The organism is Aquabacter sp. (assembly GCF_965279295.1).
Lineage (GTDB): Bacteria > Pseudomonadota > Alphaproteobacteria > Rhizobiales > Xanthobacteraceae > Aquabacter.
Genome location: NZ_CBDIHQ010000014.1, coordinates 208,463 through 224,827, shown reverse-complemented (window position 1 = coordinate 224,827; position 16,365 = coordinate 208,463). Strand labels below are relative to the sequence as shown.

Genomic DNA, 16,365 nt, shown 5'->3' with positions numbered 1-16,365 from the left:
CCCTCTCTGGTGCCTGCTCGACATGCATGATTCCGCCGTTCTCGCCTGGGTCTTATTCGCCGTTCATGTGACCCTCCAGCTCATCTTCATCGTGCGCGCGCTGCTGCGCCCCCATCGCGAGCCGTCCTCCCGGCTTGCCTGGGTGCTGGTCATATTGATCGCGCCGCTGCTCGGTGTGCTGGCCTACATCCTGTTCGGCGAGGTCAATCTGGGCCGCAACCGCATCCGGCGATTGAAGCAGGCGTTTGCGCAACTGCCGCCCGCCGAGACGGTGGCCGGCCCTTCGGTGGAGGCGAATGTGCCCGACCGGTTCGTGCTGCTGTTCCGGGTCGGCCGTTCGGTGAGTCATTATCTCCCGGTCGCGGGAAACCGGGCGACATTGATGGCGGATTCCGCCGCCTCAATCGCGTCCATGGTGAAGGACATCGATGCCGCGCGCGAGAGCGTGCATGTGCTGTTCTACATCTGGCTGGCGGACGGCAGCGGCCTGAAGATGGTGGAGGCGCTGAAGCGCGCGGCCGCGCGGGGCGTCACCTGCCGGGCGCTGGCGGATGATCTCGGCTCGCGCGCCCTTATCCGCTCGGCGCACTGGAAAGACATGGCGGCGAGCGGGGTGAAGCTCGGTGCGGCGCTGCCCATCGGCAACCCGCTGCTGCGCCCCTTCAAGGGCCGCATCGACATGCGCAATCACCGCAAGATCCTGGTGATCGACAATGCCATCACCTACTGCGGCAGCCAGAACTGCGCCGACGCGGCGTTCGCGGTGAAGGCCAAGTTCGCGCCCTGGGTGGATGTGATGGCGCGGTTCGAGGGGCCCGTGGTGCGGCAGAACCAGCATCTGTTCGCCAGCAATTGGATGGCGCAGAGCGACGAGGACCTAAGCCCGATGTTTGCCGAGCCCCTGCCCCCGCCGGTGCCGGGTTTCATCGCCCAGGTGATCGGCTCGGGGGCGGACGTGCGCTATTCCGCGATGCCGGAGACGTTCATCTCGCTGATGAACGCGGCCCGGCACGAGCTGGTGATCACGACGCCCTATTATATCCCGGATGAGCCGATCCAGGCTGCCTTGTGCGCCAGCGCGCGGCGCGGCGTCGCCACCACCATAGTGTTTCCCAGGCGCAACGATTCCTGGATCGTGGCGGCGGCGAGCCGCAGCTATTATCGCGAACTGCTGGATGCCGGCGTCGAGATCCGCGAATATGTCGGCGGCCTGCTGCACGCCAAGACGCTCACCTGCGATGGCGAGGTGGCGTTGATCGGCTCGGCCAACATCGACCGCCGCAGCTTCGAGCTGAACGCGGAAAACAACATCCTGCTGCACGATGAAGCCTTCACCAAGACGCTGAGGGCACGCCAGCAGGTGTTCCTGGATGCCGCCCCGCCGGTGACGCGCGCGCAGGTGGACGCAACCAGCAAATGGCGCCAGCTCTGGGACAATTCCATCGCGACGCTCGGCCCGGTGCTCTGAGCGGGGATCGCTGCGGTATTCCCTCCCCGCAAGCGGGAGAGGGAGCTATCGCGCATTACGCGACGCTCCTTGAGGCCGAGATACCGGGCCAAGCATGACGCGGAAAAGGAGATTGAACCGCGAAGGCCTGACGGCGTTGTCTGGAAATGGCAGTTTTCGAGATCACCCCAGCCCAATTGGCGCCCGCAAGCTCGCATTCCCTCGCGCTGGCGCCGCCCGCACGGCTCCGGATCCTCACCTACAATGTGCGCCGCTGCTACGGCCTGGACGGGCGCTATGCCCCCGAGCGCATCGCGCAGGTGATCGCGGAGAGCGGCGCGCAGGTGGTGGCGCTCCAGGAGGTGGACGTGAACCGCGCGCGCAGCGGCGGCGTGGATCAGGCGCAGGCCATCGCCTCGGCGCTGCGCATGAATTTGCATTTCCACCCCGCTATCCGGGTGGTGGAAGAACTCTATGGCGACGCCATCCTCTCAACCCTGCCGCTCAGGCTGGTAAAGGCGGGCGCCTTGCCCGGGGGCCGCTTGCGCACCGAACCGCGCGGCGCGCTCTGGGTGGAGGCACATCTGCCGGGCGCCAGGGTGCAGATCATCAACACCCATTTCGGCCTGCTGGCGCAGGAACGTCTAGCCCAGGCGGACGCCCTGTTGGGGCCGGACTGGCTCGGCCACCCCGCCTGCACCGGGCCGGTGGTGCTGATGGGCGATCTCAATTCGCCGCCCGTCTCCCGCGCCTACCGGCGCCTTGCCGCGCAGTTACAGGACGTGCAGCGGATGAACGGGCAGAGCCCGCTGCCCACCTTCCCGAGCCGCCTGCCGGTGCTGCGTCTCGACCATGCGTTCGTGGGTGGCGGCGTGACTACCGACACCGTCAGCATCCTGCGCACCGGCGCGGCGCGTGTGGCGTCGGACCATCTGCCGCTGTGCGTCGACCTGCTGGTGCCGGCGACTGAGATGGCGCTTGGCGAAATGGCGCTTGCCGCGCCAGTCGTTGCGGGGGTTGCGATATGACGTCCTGGCAGGATCGGCGCGAGCACGCGTCATTCTGGGGCGGCACCTGGCGCCGCCTCGTTGCGCTGTTCCGGACCCGTGCGTTCCAGATCGCGGTGGCGCTGGCCGCCGTGTCGCTTGGCGTGTTCCTGCTGCACCGCTCGCTCAGCCGCTACAGCTTCAGTGAACTCCAGGCGGCGGTTTCCGCCGTCCCGGCCTGGCGCATTGCGGCGAGTATTGCGTTCGCGGCGGGAAGCTATATCTGCCTCAGCTTTTTCGACTATCTCGGCCTGCGCTATGCGGGAAAGCCCCTGCCCTATCCCAAGGCGGCGCTGGCCTCGTTCGTCAGCCTATCGCTCGGCCATAATATCGGCCTTGCCGCGCTCTCCTCGGGCGCCGTGCGCTATCGCTATTATTCCCGCTGGGGGCTCAGCGCCGGCGACGTGGCGAAGGTGATCGTGTTCTGCGGTACCGCCGTGGGCCTGGGCCTGACCGGCCTCGCGGGCATCGCCCTGCTGCTGCGGCCGGAGGCGGCGCAAGAGATGGCGGGGCTGTCCCGCGCCACTGCCTATGGCCTTGCCCTCGCCTGTCTCGCCGCGCCGGCCGGCTATGTGGCGCTGGCCGCGTTCTGGCGCGCGCCTCTGGTGATCCGGACTTGGCGCCTGGAATTTCCCTCCGTGAAGCTGGCACTGGCGCAGGTCACGGTGGGGATCGCCAATTTCGTCTGTGTCGCGGCATGCCTTCATCAGGCGCTGGCGGGGGTGCGGGAGGTGGGTTTTGCCGACGTCACCGCCGCCTATGTCATCGCCAATGCGGCGACCATGGTGACCCATGTGCCGGGCGGGCTGGGGGTGATCGAGACTGTTGTGCAACATCTGCTGCCGGGCGCCAATCTGGTGGGCGCCCTGCTGCTGTTCCGCTTCACCTATTTCCTGGCGCCGCTGGTGCTCGGCACCCTGGCCCTGATGGCCAGCGAAGCGGTGATGCGCAAGACGGACTAGGCTCCGTCACCGAACCTTGCGCTTGCGCCGCTTCAGCATCCACAGCGGCTCGAACGGGCGCGACGGGTCGAGCAGGGCCGTGGCGAACACCGGGCGCACTGGACCCTCGGTGTCGATGGCCGGGAACGCGCGAAGCCCGCGGGTACCGGTGTTCAGCCGCTCGATGGCGCGCACCAGCGAGCCCTCCTTGGCGATAACCTGCCCGACCTGCTCCGGCGCGACGCCGAGATGCTCGCCCAGCAGGCGATCGCGCACCGCCGCGATTGCGGCGCGTCCGTCTTCGTCCTGGGCCTCAATCGACATGTCCAGCTCGGTGTCGAGGCCGATGGAGCGGTTGTTCAGGTTGGAGGAGCCGACCCGCAGGAAACGATCGTCCACCAGGATCAGCTTGGAATGGATGAGCACCGCGCAGTCATTCTCCGGCGAGGGCACGACGGGGTGGTAGATGCGGAAGCGGTCATAGCGGTCGGCGCGGGTGAGGCGGCGGATCATCCGGTCGCGGTTTTCGCCCATGATGAGGCGCTCGGGCAAGGTATGGGCGGCACGGCTGACCACAGCGACCACGTCCGGCCCATCCTGCTCCCTCAGCTTCTGCTCCAGCACGTCGGCGATGAAGTCGGCGGTGAGATACTGCGCCTCAAGAAAAATCGTGTGCCGGGCCGCCCGCAGCGCGTCCGCCGTGAGGCGGGGGGATTCCCCCACCGCCTTGCGCTTTCCCCATTCCGGCATGGCGCGGGAAATGCCGACGTCCATCTCCCTGAAGTCTGGCTCAAGGCCGCGCGGCCAGTAATCCACCTCGTCGGGGCAGAAGGCGAGGTCCTCGCCCGTGCCCTCGTTCCAGCGGATGTGGGCGAGCGTGCACACCGCACGCGCCGCCTCGCCGTCCACCAATAATTGGGTGTCATGCACCGGCCCGTAGGGGGCGCCGGAGGGGGTCATGCGGCGCGGGTCCTGGTAGATGTGCTCGGGGGTGTCCCAGCGGTCCACCGTCAGATCCATGCCGCCCACGAAGGCCAAAGCGCCGTCGATGCAGACCACCTTCTGGTGGTGCGCGGCGTAAAAGGGATGCGTGGTGTCGAGGCGAAGCTGGATGCGCGGATGCTCCTGCCAGGTGTCGCCGATCAGCAGTTCTGAAGGCGCGCTCGGGGCGTGCACCACCGCGCTGCTCCAGACCAGGATGCGCACCTCAAGCTCGGGCCGCGCCTCCACCAACTGGCGCAGAAGCTGCCCGAGGGTGATGTCGTTGTCGGGGTGAAGCCGGATCCGCCCGTCGAAATCCCAGCCCAGGATCATGATGGACCGCTGCGCCTCCTGCAGGGCCTTCTCAAGCTGGGCGAAATAATTGCAGCCGTCGACCAGCACACTTGCGCGGTGCGCCCGCGCGAGGCGCCAGCAATTCCAGCCGGGGGAGAGGATCGGCCCGTCGAGATCGCGCGTCCGCACGGGCGCCGTCCCCTTCAGAACCTGTGGCGCGAGGGCGGGGAAGGTTTCCTGGGTCCGTCGCAACAGGGGAAAATTCAGGAACGAGGAATGCGCCACGGATCGCCTCCGGCAAAGTGCCCATAAAAAGGTGTCATGGGGGGAAGTCGGGAATTGCGGCTTGGTTCCAGGTCGGCGATTGGCGGCGCGGCGTGGAACGGCGAACGCCCCACGGTTGTTGTCACGCTCGTCGCGTCCTGCGCCCCGCGCGGATGGACGCGCAAATCCAGGGATTGAAGCGATGGCGTCGCGAGCGATTTGGAAGGGCTTTCTCAGCGTCGGCGCACTGACCTGCGGCGTGGCGCTCCATGCCGCCACATCCGCCTCGGAGCGTATCTCGCTGCACATGGTGTCCCGCAAGACCGGCGGGCGCCTGCGCCGTCAATATGTCGACGCGGAGACCGGGCAGCCGGTAGAAAGCGACAGTCAGGTGAAGGGCTACGAGGTGGCGACCGGCGAATACATCGTCATCGAACCGGAAGAAATCGCCGACATGGTGCCGGAGAACACCAAGACCATCACGGTGGACGCCTTCCTGCCCTGCGCGGAGATCGACGAGGCCTATCTGGACCGGCCCTATTTCCTCTCCCCCGCAGACGCCGCCAGCGCCGAGGCATTCGACCTGATCGCCGCCGGCATGGCGGAGAAGAAGGTCGCGGCGCTGGGCGAGGCGCTGCTGTTCCGACGCCTGCGCCGGCTGCTCATCCGGCCCGGCGCGGACGGCACCTTGATCGCCGAGACCCTAAACTTCGACTATGAGGTCCGCCGCGCCGAAGAGGTGTTCGCGGACATTCCGAAGGTCAAGGTAACGGGCGAGATGCTGAAGCTCGCCACCCACATCATCGGCACCAAGAAGGGCAAATTCGACCCCTCGGCGTTCGACGATCGCTATGAGGCCGCCTTGGCGGAACTGGTGAAGGCGAAGCTCGAAGGACGGAAGATCCCGCCGCCCAAGAAGGCGCCGCGCGGCAAGGTCGTCGACCTCATGGCGGCCCTGCGCGAAAGTGCGAACCTCAAGGACGAGCCCGCCGGCAAAACCGCAGCAGCATCGAAGCGCACACCGAAAAAAGCGGCAGCGAAAAAGCCCGCCATGCCGCATCGGAAGGCGGGCTGACAATGGCGCTCGAACTCTACCGCAAGAAGCGGAATTTCTCTGCCACCGCCGAGCCGAAGGGCGGGCGGGCGCGCAAGCACGGCAACAGCTTCGTCATCCAAAAGCATGACGCCACGCGCCTGCATTACGATTTCCGCCTGGAGATGGACGGCGTGCTGAAAAGCTGGGCCGTGACGCGCGGGCCAAGCCTCAACCCCGGCGAGAAGCGGTTGGCGGTGCATGTGGAAGATCACCCGCTGGAATATGGCGGGTTTGAAGGCACCATCCCCAAGGGGGAATATGGCGGCGGCACCGTCGTCCTGTGGGATCGGGGCACCTGGACGCCGATCGGTGATGCCCAAAAGGGCTACGCCAAGGGCCATCTGGAATTCGAGCTGAAGGGCGAGAAGCTCGGCGGGCTCTGGCATCTGGTGCGCATGCACGGGAAGCCCGGTGAGAAGCGCGAGAACTGGCTTCTCATCAAGGGCGAGGATGCTTTCGCCCGCCCCGATGATGCCGGCGATATTCTTGAAGAACGCCCGGAATCCGTGAAGACCGGCCGCGACATCGCCGATATCGCCGGCGAGACACCCGGCTGGTCCTCCAAGACCGGCCGGATCATCAAGGCCAAGGCAAAGACCACGACCGAACCAAAGCCCGCCGCCAAGACGGCCATAGCGAAAGCCGCGCCCTCCCCCGCGAAGATCAAGGGCGCGAAGCAAGCCGCCATGCCGGAATTCATCGAGCCCGCTCTGGCGACGCTCGCCACACACCCACCCGCCGGCGCGCGCTGGCTGCATGAGATCAAGTTCGACGGATATCGGCTTCAGGCGCATATCGCGGACGGCGGCGTCAAGCTTCTCACCCGAAGCGGGCGTGATTGGACCGACAGATTCGGCAAGGCCGTGATCGCCGCCCTGCTGGAATTGCCTCTGGAAACCGCCATCATCGACGGCGAACTCGTGGTGGAGACGTCCACCGGCGCATCGGACTTTTCCGCGCTTCAAGCCGACCTCAGCGAAGGCCGGAGCGACCGCTTCAGCTTCTACCTGTTCGATCTGCTCTATCTCGACGGCGACGACCTCACCGCTGTGCCGCTCGTGGAGCGCAAGGCATCGCTGGAGCGGATGATGCCGGCGCACAAGAGCCTGCTTCGCTACAGCGGCCACTTCGAGGAAAGCGGCGACATGGTGCTGCGCCATGCCTGCCGGCTGAGCCTTGAGGGCGTGATCTCAAAGGTGCGCGACGCGCCCTATCGCGGCGGCCGCGGCAAGACCTGGATCAAATCGAAATGCACGGCGCGTCAGGAATTCGTGGTGGCCGGCTTCGTGCCCTCCACGGTTGCGCCCCGGACCATCGGCTCGCTTCTGCTCGGCGTGTATGAGGGCAAGACGCTGCATCATGTTGGCCGCGTCGGCACCGGTTTCACCGACGCCCTCGCCAAGGATCTGTTCAAGACGCTGGAGCCCCTCTCCCGTGCCTCCAGCCCGTTTGGCGCGCGCCTCACCGCCGAGGAGGCGCGCGGCGCGCGCTATGTGCGGCCCGAACTGGTGGCGGAGGTGGAATTCGGCGCCTGGACCGCCAGCGGCCATCTGCGCCATGCGGCCTTCCGTGGGCTGCGCGAGGACAAGGCTGCGGAGGAGATCGTGCACGAAACCCCGAAAGCGCCAGACAAGGCTGCTGCGAAACCGGAAGCAGCGCCCGCCAGCAAGGTGAAGCTCACCCACCCAGATCGTGTCTATTGGTCCGATGCCGGCGTCACCAAGGCGGGGCTTGCCGATTATTATTCCGGGGTGTGGCGGCGCATCGCGCCATTCATCGTCAACCGGCCCTTGGCGCTGGTGCGCTGCCCCGAGGGGACCGCCGGGCAATGCTTCTTCCAGAAGCATGTGTGGCGCGGCGCCAGCAAAGCGATCCAGCTCGCGCAGGACCCCAAGGATAAGGCCGCAGAACCGCTCATCACCGTGATGGACCTCGACGGCCTCATCGGCCTGGTTCAAGCCGGGGTGCTGGAAATCCACCCCTGGGGATCGACCCTCGATGCGCTGGAATTACCGGACCAGATGATTTTCGATCTCGACCCCGGCGAGGGCGTCTCTTGGCAAGAGGTGATCGACGCCGCGCTCGATGTGCGCGCGCGGCTCAAGGCACTGGGGATGGAAAGCTTCGTGAAAACCTCTGGCGGCAAGGGACTTCACGTCGTCTCGCCCCTGAAGCCCAAGGCGGCGTGGCCGGCGGTCAAGGCGTTCACCAAGGGGCTCGCGGAGGAGATGGCCTCGGACGATCCCGAGCGTTATGTCGCGACCATCGCCAAGGCGAAACGGCGCGGCAAAATCCTGATCGACTATCTGCGCAACCAGCGCGGCCAGACGGCGGTGGCGCCCTATTCCACCCGTGCGCGGGCCGGCGCCAGCGTCTCCATGCCGCTCGCCTGGGATGAATTGTCAGGGGACATCGGGCCGGCCCACTTCACGGTAATGAACGCCCCGGCGCGGCTTTCGCACCTGGATCAAGACCCTTGGGGCGAGTTCCGGACCCACGCGAAACCATTGCCGGCCGCACGCCGTAAAGGGAGGGCATGATGGCGCCACGGGCATTCTGGAAAGGCTATCTGAGGCTATCGCTGGTGACTTGCCGCGTTGCCATGACCCCCGCGACCAGCGACCGGGACAAGGTGCGCTTCCACACCCTCAACCGCGACACCGGCAATCGCATCGTCACGCGTTATATCGACGAGACCACCGGCAAGCCGGTGCGCGAGGAAGACGAGGCGCGCGGCTACCAATCCGGCGAAGATAATTATGTGCTGATCGAGGACGACGAGCTGGACGCCATCGCCCTTGAAACCGTGCGCACCATCGATATCGAAAACTTCGTCCCGCGCGACAGCGTCAGTTGGCTCCATCTCGACAAGCCGCATTATGTGGTGCCCGACGACAAGGTGGGCGCGGAGGCATTCGCGGTGATCCGCGACGCCATGACGAAGACCGGCACCGCCGCCCTCTCCCGCCTTGTCCTCTATCGGCGCGAGCATGGCGTGATGCTGGAACCGCGCGACAACGGCTTCATGCTCTGGACCCTGCGCGATGGCGACGAGGTTCGAGACTTCGAGGGGGAAGTGGACGCGGGCGGTCTGCCCGACACGGCGTCCCTGGAGCTTGTGCGCAAGCTCATCGACAGCCGGACCCGCGCCTGGTCTCCGACCTTGGTGAAGGACCCCATGCAGGAGGGCATGAAGGCCCTCATCGCCTCCAAGAGCCGCAAGCGCCCTTCCCGCGCGCGCAAGGCAAAGCCGAGCGAGCCGCCGCAGGACAATGTCGTGAACATCATGGACGCCCTGCGCCGAAGCCTCAAAAGCGGCGACGGCAAGCGGTGATTTCAGACGTCTTGGTGTTCACCCCGGCGGCGGACGAGACACCACGGCCGGCCACATGATCGCGGCTCGGTGGTGATCGAGGCCGTGTGCTCGCGCTCCGGCACCCGCCTTCTCATGGTGAAGACCCTCACGTTCCAGGACATCCTATCGTTCTTGTCGCGAGCGGCCCGTCGCATATCTTCTACGACGCCGACATCACACAGTCAGCGTCCCGGCATCGTGCCGGCCGATCCGCCTGACGCTTTGGCACGTAACGTCAATCCTGGCCGACGCGCGCTCCGCGTCGGCCTTTCAATTGTTTTTGAAACAACGACCCGCTTGGAGTGCGCCGGGCGATGTGGCAGTGGTGCTCTCCGCGTGGCATCGCCCTGCATGATCGACGAGAACTCGGAGCTTTGAAAATGGCCGGTTCATCCGAATACACACCGCCGAAGACCTGGACCTGGAACAAGGCCAGCGGCGGCCAGTTCGCGAACATCAATCGTCCGATCGCCGGCCCGACGTCCGACAAAGACCTGCCCGTCGGCAAACATCCGCTTCAGCTCTATTCGTTGGCGACACCGAATGGCCAGAAGGTCACGATCATGCTGGAAGAGCTTCTGGCGCTCGGCCACAGCGGCGCAGAATATGATGCCTGGTTGATCCGGATCGGTCAGGGCGACCAATTCGGCAGCGGGTTCGTGGAGGTCAATCCCAACTCAAAGATTCCGGCGCTGATGGACCGCAGCGGCCCCGAACCGGTCCGCGTCTTCGAATCCGGCGCGATCCTCATGTATCTCGCCGAGAAGTTCGGCTCGCTTCTGCCCACACAAGGCGCGGCGCGCGCGGAGTGTCTCTCCTGGTTGTTCTGGCAGATGGGGAGCGCGCCGTATCTCGGCGGTGGTTTCGGCCATTTCTACGCCTATGCTCCAACCAAGATCGAATATGCCATCGACCGGTTCGCCATGGAGGCGAAGCGGCAGCTCGACGTGCTGGACCGCCGCCTCGCGGAGAGCGAATATCTGGCCGGCAGCGAATATACGATCGCCGATATCGCGGTGTTTCCCTGGTACGGCGGCATCGTCAAAGGCTGGCTGTACAACGCGGCCGAATTCCTCTCGGTCGAGGAGTACACGCACATCCAGCGCTGGGCCGACGCCATCCTCGAACGACCCGCGGTGCGGCGCGGCCGTATGGTGAACCGCACCTCCGGCGATCCTTCCAGCCAGTTGCACGAGCGCCACGACGCCAGCGACTTCGAGACCCAGACCCAGGACAAGATCGGCGCCGCGACATAAACTGACAGCCTCTCCCTGCCAGCTTGATCTGGAGTAGCGCCGGAGCATCGAGCAGCCGGCCGCTCCGGGCGTCCAGAAGGCTCCCTTCCGGCAGGCTGACGCGATCGAACCCAAAGGCGTGCAGCAGCCACCAGAAACGCGTCGCCCACGAAAGCTTGCCGCGATCGCCAGACTGACGTGATCGCCCTCATCGATGCCGAGCGTCCGCAAGGCCGCCGCAAACGCGGCGAAGGTCGGCCGCATCAGGGTGAGACATGGCCGGGTGCAGAGCCTTTTCTTAAGGCTCCTGCCCCCTCCCCAGCCCTCCCCAGCAAGCGGGAGAGGGAGCCACCGCGCATGACGCAACACGCCCGCACGGGGTCGCCGTTTCGCGCTGAGAAAAAGCGCGACCTTTCGGGCCGGCCGTCACGCCATCCTGCCAGGAGAAAGTTTAAGCTAGGAAGGCCGCTGGCGGTGCGTATGCTCGCGCGCTCCCCGGATGGCACGAAAGCCGATTCACACCTGATGCCTATGAAGACGATCATCATCATCGGCGCCGGCTTCAGCGGTGCCATAACGGCGGTAAATCTCGCCCGATTGAGCACGGTTCCGCTGCACCTCATCGTCATCGACAAGAGCGATATCCTGTGCCGGGGCATCGCCTACCACACCCGCAGCGGTAGCCACCTTCTCAATGTCGCCGCGCGCAATATGTCGGCGCTGGCGGACCAGCCCAACCATTTCGTCGAGTGGCTACAGACGCGATCCGAATATCTCGACGTTCCGCCTGCGGAGCTTCGCGAGAAGTTCATTCCGCGCCGCGTTTATGGCGACTACATCCAGGGTCTTTTCCAGGCCTACTCTTCTATCCTCTCAGCCCAGAAGGGGATGTCTTTCGAGGTGCACCGCGAAGAGGCCACGGCACTTGCGCTGGACGGCGACGGGGCCAGTGTCACCCTGCGGTCCGGCGCCGTCCTGCACGCGGATCACATCGTGCTGGCGGTGGGCAACAAACCTCCAACCGACTTCCCGCTACGCGGCCTGGATCCCCACAGCAAGCGCTACATCGCCAATCCCTGGATCGGTTGGGAAAAGCATCTGCCCGCAATCGAAGACGATGTTTTGCTGGTCGGCACCGGCCTGACCATGGTCGACACGGTCTTGTCGTTGCTCGACATGGATTGGCAGGGAAAAATCCGTGCCGTTTCGCGCAACGGCCTGCTTCCGCTGCCGCATTTTCGTGGATTCGATTACCCGGATTTTCTCGACGGGCACGACATGAACATCTCCCTGCGGGAGATGTTCACCCTGTTCAAGACGCATTATCGCGCACTTAAGGCCCAGGGTCTCAACCCGGCCATTCTGGTCGACAAGCTGCGCGCCCGAACCCAGCAGATCTGGCAGGGCTTTTCCTTGGCCGAGAAAAAGCGGTTCAACCGCCATCTGCGGACCCGCTGGAATGTGAACCGACACCGCATCGCGCCGGACGTGCATGACCGCCTTCAGCGGGCTATCGCGGATGGCCGGCTGGAGATCATCAAAGGACGCCTAAAATTTGCGGTGGAAGTCCCTGAGACCCTGTTCGTCACAGTCGAAAGCCAAGGGTGTCAACGCGCCATCGGCGCCGGCACGGTGATAAACTGCACGGGCCCCCGAGAGAGCTTGCTGCCCCCGGAGAACCCGCTGTTCGCGGCACTCCTGGCGAATGGGATGGTTCAGCCGGATGAGTTGAACCTTGGGATTCGCGTGGCATCGAATTACGCGGTCATTGATGCCAACGGCGTGCCGTCCACGGTTCTTTTCGCCATCGGCTCGATCCTGAGGGGAACCCTTTGGGAAAGCGTCGCAGTCCCGGAGCTGCGCCTTCAATCATTCCGAGTATCCGAGCATATTGTCATGCATGAAAGCATCTCGGAAATATTGGACGATACGATCGAATACCAGATCTAAAGAAGGCCTTCGGCGCGACTAATAAAATGCGCTGCCTTCTTTAGATTTTTTATTCGTGATCTTCCGGCTCTATTTCCTGGTGCCGGCGGTGTTTCACCAACCTACCGGACACCCTGACCGTGGTGCTCGCCATCGCCTGGTTCACCTCGGCGGCGGTGATGTATTCAACCCTCTCGGGGCTGAACTCCCTGTCCACCGGGCAGGCAGAGGCGGGCCTATCCGCCCGCTTTTCGCGCGCCCCGACGCTCCTTGATTTCGCCGGCGCCTCCCAGCGCCCTGGCCGGTTTTCAGAAGCCGTTCTCGTGCTCATCGATTACCCAGCTTGAATATACCGTCGGCGCTCTGGCGCTTCCGGGAGCGGCGCCCGCCTTGCAGGAGGCCCAGCGGCTATTGGAAGCCTTGCCGCCCTGGGAGACCGCTTCGCCATTGTCGTGCGTGACACGGAAGCTTTGACCGCGGCCGCGTGACTATCCCGAGCAAAGGTCGGTGCGATCGTCCCTAACTGGAGATCCCGCATCGCATCGGCGCCTCAGTCGCACTTGAAATCATGCTCGCAGAGCAGGCTTCGGGCGGTCAGTTCCAGGATTTGGCGGCGCTCTTGCGCCGTCAGGCGCGGCACCTTCTCAAGCTCGGCGATGGGGTCGGCATAGCCCATGTCGAAGGGGTTGTCGGAACCGATCGTGACACGATCCGCGCCCACGAGATCGATCAGGAACCGCAGCGACTGGGGATGGTGGGTGATGGTGTCGAAATAGAACCGCCGCAGCAGGTCCAGAGGATCGGTTTTGGAATGCTCGCGGACCATCGGCCGGTTGGCGTGGGCGCACTGGAAGCGGCCCATTTGGTATGGGACGTAACCTCCCGCGTGGGCGATCAGCATCTTCAGGTCCGGCAGGGCATCCAACGTTCCGCTGAACATCAGATGCGCCACCATGATTACTTCGTCGAGCGGAAAGCCGATGGTGTTGAAAAGCTGATAGCCCTCCATGCCGCCCTTCGCGGTGCAGGCATAGGGATGAGCAAAGATGAAGCAGCCCAGCCGCTCCACCGCCTCAAGCACCTTACGGAATTTGGGGTCGGCCAAAAGCTCGCCCTCAATGGACGTGCCAAGCTCAACCCCCTTGAAGCCCAGTTCGGTGACGGCACGCTCAAGCTCCGCGACCGCCAGATCGGGGTCCTGCATCGGCAGGGTCGCAAGGCCCCTGAGACGGTCCGGATAGCGCGCGACCATCTCGGCGATGCCGTCGTTCTGAAGCCGAGAGGCCTCGCGCCCGATCTCCGGGGTGAGCCAGTAGAAATAGGTGGGCGGGGCGACGGAGATGGCCGACACCGCGACCTTCATGCGGTCCATAGCGGCGATCTTCGCGTCGATATCGTAAAGCTCCCGCTCGATCTCGGTCAGGCGCCCGTTATTGTCCCAGTAGAGTATCCCGTCCTGCTCGCGCACCTTGATCCCGTTGCCGGACTTCGCCTTGGCGCCATAGCGTTCCGGATCGCGCAGCATGGCGTCGAGGACGCGCTTTGGAAATACGTGGCTGTGCAGGTCTATGGCGATCATGGAACATGCTTTCGCGCCGCGGCGCTGCTTGGGGGCACCTCCTTGCGGAGGGCGCGCTATGCCTCGTTTGCCTTGGCGCTCGGGCGATGCGCATCTGCGCCCGGCACCCGGCGTGCGAGAAAGTCCGTAACGAGATCGCAGAACGCCTCCGGTGCCTGGAACGGCGGGAAGTGCGCGGCATCTTCCATCACCACGAATTCGGACTGCGGCACGAGGTGGTGCACCGCCTCCGACATGGACGGCGGCAGGAGACGGTCGTGCCCGCCCGCGACCACGAGCGTCGGGCAGGTGATGCGGGGCAGAAGCGCCCGGTTGTCGGTGCCCATCATGCCGGACGCGATGGAGATATAGCCCTTGGGATCGTTGGCGGCGAACATGGCGAGGTAGCGGTCGTAGCGGGCATCGCGCGGCTGGCCCTCGAACGCCATGTCCACCACGGTGGGCAGCAGGACCCCGATGCCCTTCTCCGCCACCTGATCGAGCCGGGCCTGGGTCCGGACCCGCGACTCCTCTCCCAGGACCGGCGCGGTGCCGCAAAGAATGAGCCCCGCGACCCGATCCGGCTCGAGCGCCGCATAACGCGCGGCGATGAGCGACCCTATCGCGCATGCGATGATGATCAACCGCTCTACGCCCAGATTAGCCACTAGATCTACCAGTTCGTCGACATGGTCGTCCACTGTCCACGGCCCCTCGGCGACGGGCGTTTTTCCGGCCCCGCGCAGATCGCATGTGACGCAACGGAAGTCTTTCGACAATAATGGAATGCAGTCATCCCAGAACTCGGAGCGCGCGCCCCAGGGATGAATCAGCAGCATCACCGGTGCGTCTGGCGGCCCGACAGAATTGGTATGTATCGCTGGCATATCCCTTAACCCAAGACCCTGCTTCGCTAATGCGAGGCGCACCTAAACACTATTGTGTACCACTGCATACAGGAAAAATGTCTGACCCAGATCGCGGGACGGATATGAGCCGTGAGAGCCGACCCGGCCCGGTTTCCGCCAACGCCCAAGACGCGCCGGGCAAGACTTGCGGGGGCATGCATCCGATGCGTGTAAGCGATTAGGAAAACGACCCGCCCTGATCGCCTCTAGCCGAATGAATCAAGCAACACTCGGGTGTATTCATCCGATTTGCAGCCGCATCATTCTGCCAACAGCTGCAACCCCTTATAGAGATAGATTTTATTGAATTTTATCCAATGGTCACGTCCACTGCCTGGCTCAGGAAAGCATGCGATTACGTGTCAAATCTGCACCATGTAGGGATAAAATTGCCGCCGCGCGCTTGAGTCTGTGGCCAGCGTTTACTAAGGGGTAGCGCGTCGCGTATTTAGAAAGATGACATTCTAAATCCGGCCAACGGATTCGTCGCGGGGACATTTCATGCGCCAGGACCTCTTTTGCCGTCGTTCGCGTGTAGCCCGCGCGAGCCTTCTTGGCGGCGTCTCGCTCTTGGCGACACTCGCGAGCCTGGCCAACCCCACACTCGTCCAGGCCCAGGCTTGCATGGTCTCAACCGGCGGCTCGTTCGCCGCAACCGCAGCCTGCATCGATTGGACTGCCGGGAATTTGTCGATCACCAGCGCCGGCACGCTGACCGGCGCCACGTTGACGTCCTCCCCGACCATCACGATGGCGGATGTGTTCACAAGCGCCAACGTCGGGACTTTCATCAACAGCGGATCCTTGACCCTCAGCGGAGTCACCGGAACGTCTGACGCTGCAATACCGTCGGTATTTGCTGGCCTTCTGAACAACGGTGGATCGATCTCTTCGGCCACGAACACCGGAAACATCACCGTTACTGCGAGCATGTACTTCGGAACCTTCAAGGTTGCCGCGGCAATCGCCAATCTTGGAGGGACGATTCAAGCTGTCAGCAACGCTGGCTTGCTCCGCAGCGACGGAAATATGGACGCGTTCGGCGGCGGCGGCGGGGGCGTCAATGTCGGTATGATGGGGATTTATAATTCCGGCGTCATTGGCATCCTTACAAATGCAACCGGTGGAACCATTACCGCCGTCAACTCTTTCGATTCGAATCAGTCGGACACGAGGGGAATAGTGAATGCCTCGGGCGGCACCATAGCCGCGCTCGTAAATGAAGCAGGGGCGACGATTACCGCTGCCATCGGCATCCTCAGCGCCGGCGCGATTGGAACCTTGACGAATGTCGGCCTGATCAATGCGGTT

Annotated in this window: 13 protein-coding genes; 9 read left to right on the top strand and 4 right to left on the bottom strand. The window is 64.4% G+C overall.

Annotated elements, in window-relative coordinates; genetic code table 11:
* The first annotated feature begins 22 nt into the window (after nt 1-22).
* The 3 genes from cls (at nt 23) to ADADO0_RS10060 (ending at nt 3,455) form a co-directional block, all read left to right on the top strand.
* A complete protein-coding gene (gene cls / locus ADADO0_RS10070; RefSeq protein ID WP_511304996.1) occupies nt 23-1,468 on the top strand; it encodes a cardiolipin synthase in 1,446 nt (481 codons plus the stop codon).
* 146 nt (nt 1,469-1,614) lie between these two features.
* Nucleotides 1,615-2,475, top strand: coding sequence for an endonuclease/exonuclease/phosphatase family protein (locus ADADO0_RS10065; RefSeq protein ID WP_511304995.1), 861 nt, complete (start codon nt 1,615-1,617; stop codon nt 2,473-2,475).
* Nucleotides 2,472-3,455: a lysylphosphatidylglycerol synthase domain-containing protein gene (locus ADADO0_RS10060; RefSeq protein WP_511304994.1), complete on the top strand. Its 984-nt coding sequence runs from the start codon at nt 2,472-2,474 to the stop codon at nt 3,453-3,455. The genes ADADO0_RS10065 and ADADO0_RS10060 overlap by 4 nt, the downstream gene beginning before the upstream one ends.
* Nucleotides 3,456-3,461: 6 nt before the next feature.
* Here the strand turns inward: ADADO0_RS10060 and ADADO0_RS10055 are convergent, their stop codons facing one another.
* Nucleotides 3,462-4,994, bottom strand: a complete 1,533-nt coding sequence (locus ADADO0_RS10055; protein WP_511304993.1) for a phospholipase D-like domain-containing protein — start codon at nt 4,992-4,994, stop codon at nt 3,462-3,464.
* Nucleotides 4,995-5,175: 181 nt separating this feature from the next.
* Between ADADO0_RS10055 and ku (ADADO0_RS10050) the strand changes: the two genes are divergently transcribed.
* From ku (ADADO0_RS10050) to ADADO0_RS10025, 6 genes are all read left to right on the top strand, one after another.
* A complete protein-coding gene (ku, locus tag ADADO0_RS10050; RefSeq protein ID WP_511304992.1) occupies nt 5,176-6,048 on the top strand; it encodes a non-homologous end joining protein Ku in 873 nt (290 codons plus the stop codon).
* Nucleotides 6,049-6,050: 2 nt separating this feature from the next.
* Nucleotides 6,051-8,609 (top strand): DNA ligase D, encoded by a 2,559-nt coding sequence (gene ligD, locus ADADO0_RS10045; protein WP_511304991.1) that lies wholly within the window; start codon nt 6,051-6,053, stop codon nt 8,607-8,609.
* The gene (gene ku / locus ADADO0_RS10040) at nt 8,609-9,403 is read left to right on the top strand and encodes a non-homologous end joining protein Ku (RefSeq protein ID WP_511304990.1); all 795 of its coding nucleotides are present in this window, start codon (nt 8,609-8,611) and stop codon (nt 9,401-9,403) included. The genes ligD and ku (ADADO0_RS10040) overlap by 1 nt, the downstream gene beginning before the upstream one ends.
* A 401-nt stretch (nt 9,404-9,804) precedes the next feature.
* Complete coding sequence (gene yghU, locus ADADO0_RS10035) at nt 9,805-10,680, top strand: glutathione-dependent disulfide-bond oxidoreductase (RefSeq protein ID WP_511304989.1); 876 nt, start codon at nt 9,805-9,807, stop codon at nt 10,678-10,680.
* Between the two features lie 336 nt (nt 10,681-11,016).
* Nucleotides 11,017-12,609 carry an FAD/NAD(P)-binding protein gene (locus ADADO0_RS10030; RefSeq protein WP_511304988.1) on the top strand — a complete coding sequence of 531 codons (1,593 nt, stop codon included), beginning with the start codon at nt 11,017-11,019 and terminating at the stop codon, nt 12,607-12,609.
* A 119-nt stretch (nt 12,610-12,728) separates the two neighbouring features.
* A complete protein-coding gene (locus ADADO0_RS10025; RefSeq protein ID WP_511304987.1) occupies nt 12,729-12,935 on the top strand; it encodes a hypothetical protein in 207 nt (68 codons plus the stop codon).
* Between the two features lie 203 nt (nt 12,936-13,138).
* Here ADADO0_RS10025 and ADADO0_RS10020 read toward each other — a convergent pair whose 3' ends face one another.
* From ADADO0_RS10020 to ADADO0_RS10010, 3 genes are all read right to left on the bottom strand, one after another.
* A complete protein-coding gene (locus ADADO0_RS10020; RefSeq protein WP_511304986.1) occupies nt 13,139-14,167 on the bottom strand; it encodes an amidohydrolase family protein in 1,029 nt (342 codons plus the stop codon).
* Nucleotides 14,168-14,223: 56 nt separating this feature from the next.
* Nucleotides 14,224-15,033 carry an alpha/beta fold hydrolase gene (locus ADADO0_RS10015; protein WP_511304985.1) on the bottom strand — a complete coding sequence of 270 codons (810 nt, stop codon included), beginning with the start codon at nt 15,031-15,033 and terminating at the stop codon, nt 14,224-14,226.
* A 485-nt stretch (nt 15,034-15,518) separates the two neighbouring features.
* Nucleotides 15,519-16,004 (bottom strand): hypothetical protein, encoded by a 486-nt coding sequence (locus ADADO0_RS10010; protein WP_511304984.1) that lies wholly within the window; start codon nt 16,002-16,004, stop codon nt 15,519-15,521.
* Nucleotides 16,005-16,365: the final 361 nt, after the last annotated feature.

Coding starts and splice junctions, on each gene's coding strand:
- ADADO0_RS10060 (WP_511304994.1), top strand. CDS start 2,472: ATGACGTCCTGGCAGGATCGGCGCGAGCACGCGTCATTCTGGGGCGGC.
- cls (WP_511304996.1), top strand. CDS start 23: ATGCATGATTCCGCCGTTCTCGCCTGGGTCTTATTCGCCGTTCATGTG.
- ku (WP_511304990.1), top strand. CDS start 8,609: ATGGCGCCACGGGCATTCTGGAAAGGCTATCTGAGGCTATCGCTGGTG.
- ADADO0_RS10015 (WP_511304985.1), bottom strand. CDS start 15,033: ATGCCAGCGATACATACCAATTCTGTCGGGCCGCCAGACGCACCGGTG.
- ADADO0_RS10065 (WP_511304995.1), top strand. CDS start 1,615: ATGGCAGTTTTCGAGATCACCCCAGCCCAATTGGCGCCCGCAAGCTCG.
- ADADO0_RS10030 (WP_511304988.1), top strand. CDS start 11,017: ATGACGCAACACGCCCGCACGGGGTCGCCGTTTCGCGCTGAGAAAAAG.
- ku (WP_511304992.1), top strand. CDS start 5,176: ATGGCGTCGCGAGCGATTTGGAAGGGCTTTCTCAGCGTCGGCGCACTG.
- yghU (WP_511304989.1), top strand. CDS start 9,805: ATGGCCGGTTCATCCGAATACACACCGCCGAAGACCTGGACCTGGAAC.
- ligD (WP_511304991.1), top strand. CDS start 6,051: ATGGCGCTCGAACTCTACCGCAAGAAGCGGAATTTCTCTGCCACCGCC.
- ADADO0_RS10020 (WP_511304986.1), bottom strand. CDS start 14,167: ATGATCGCCATAGACCTGCACAGCCACGTATTTCCAAAGCGCGTCCTC.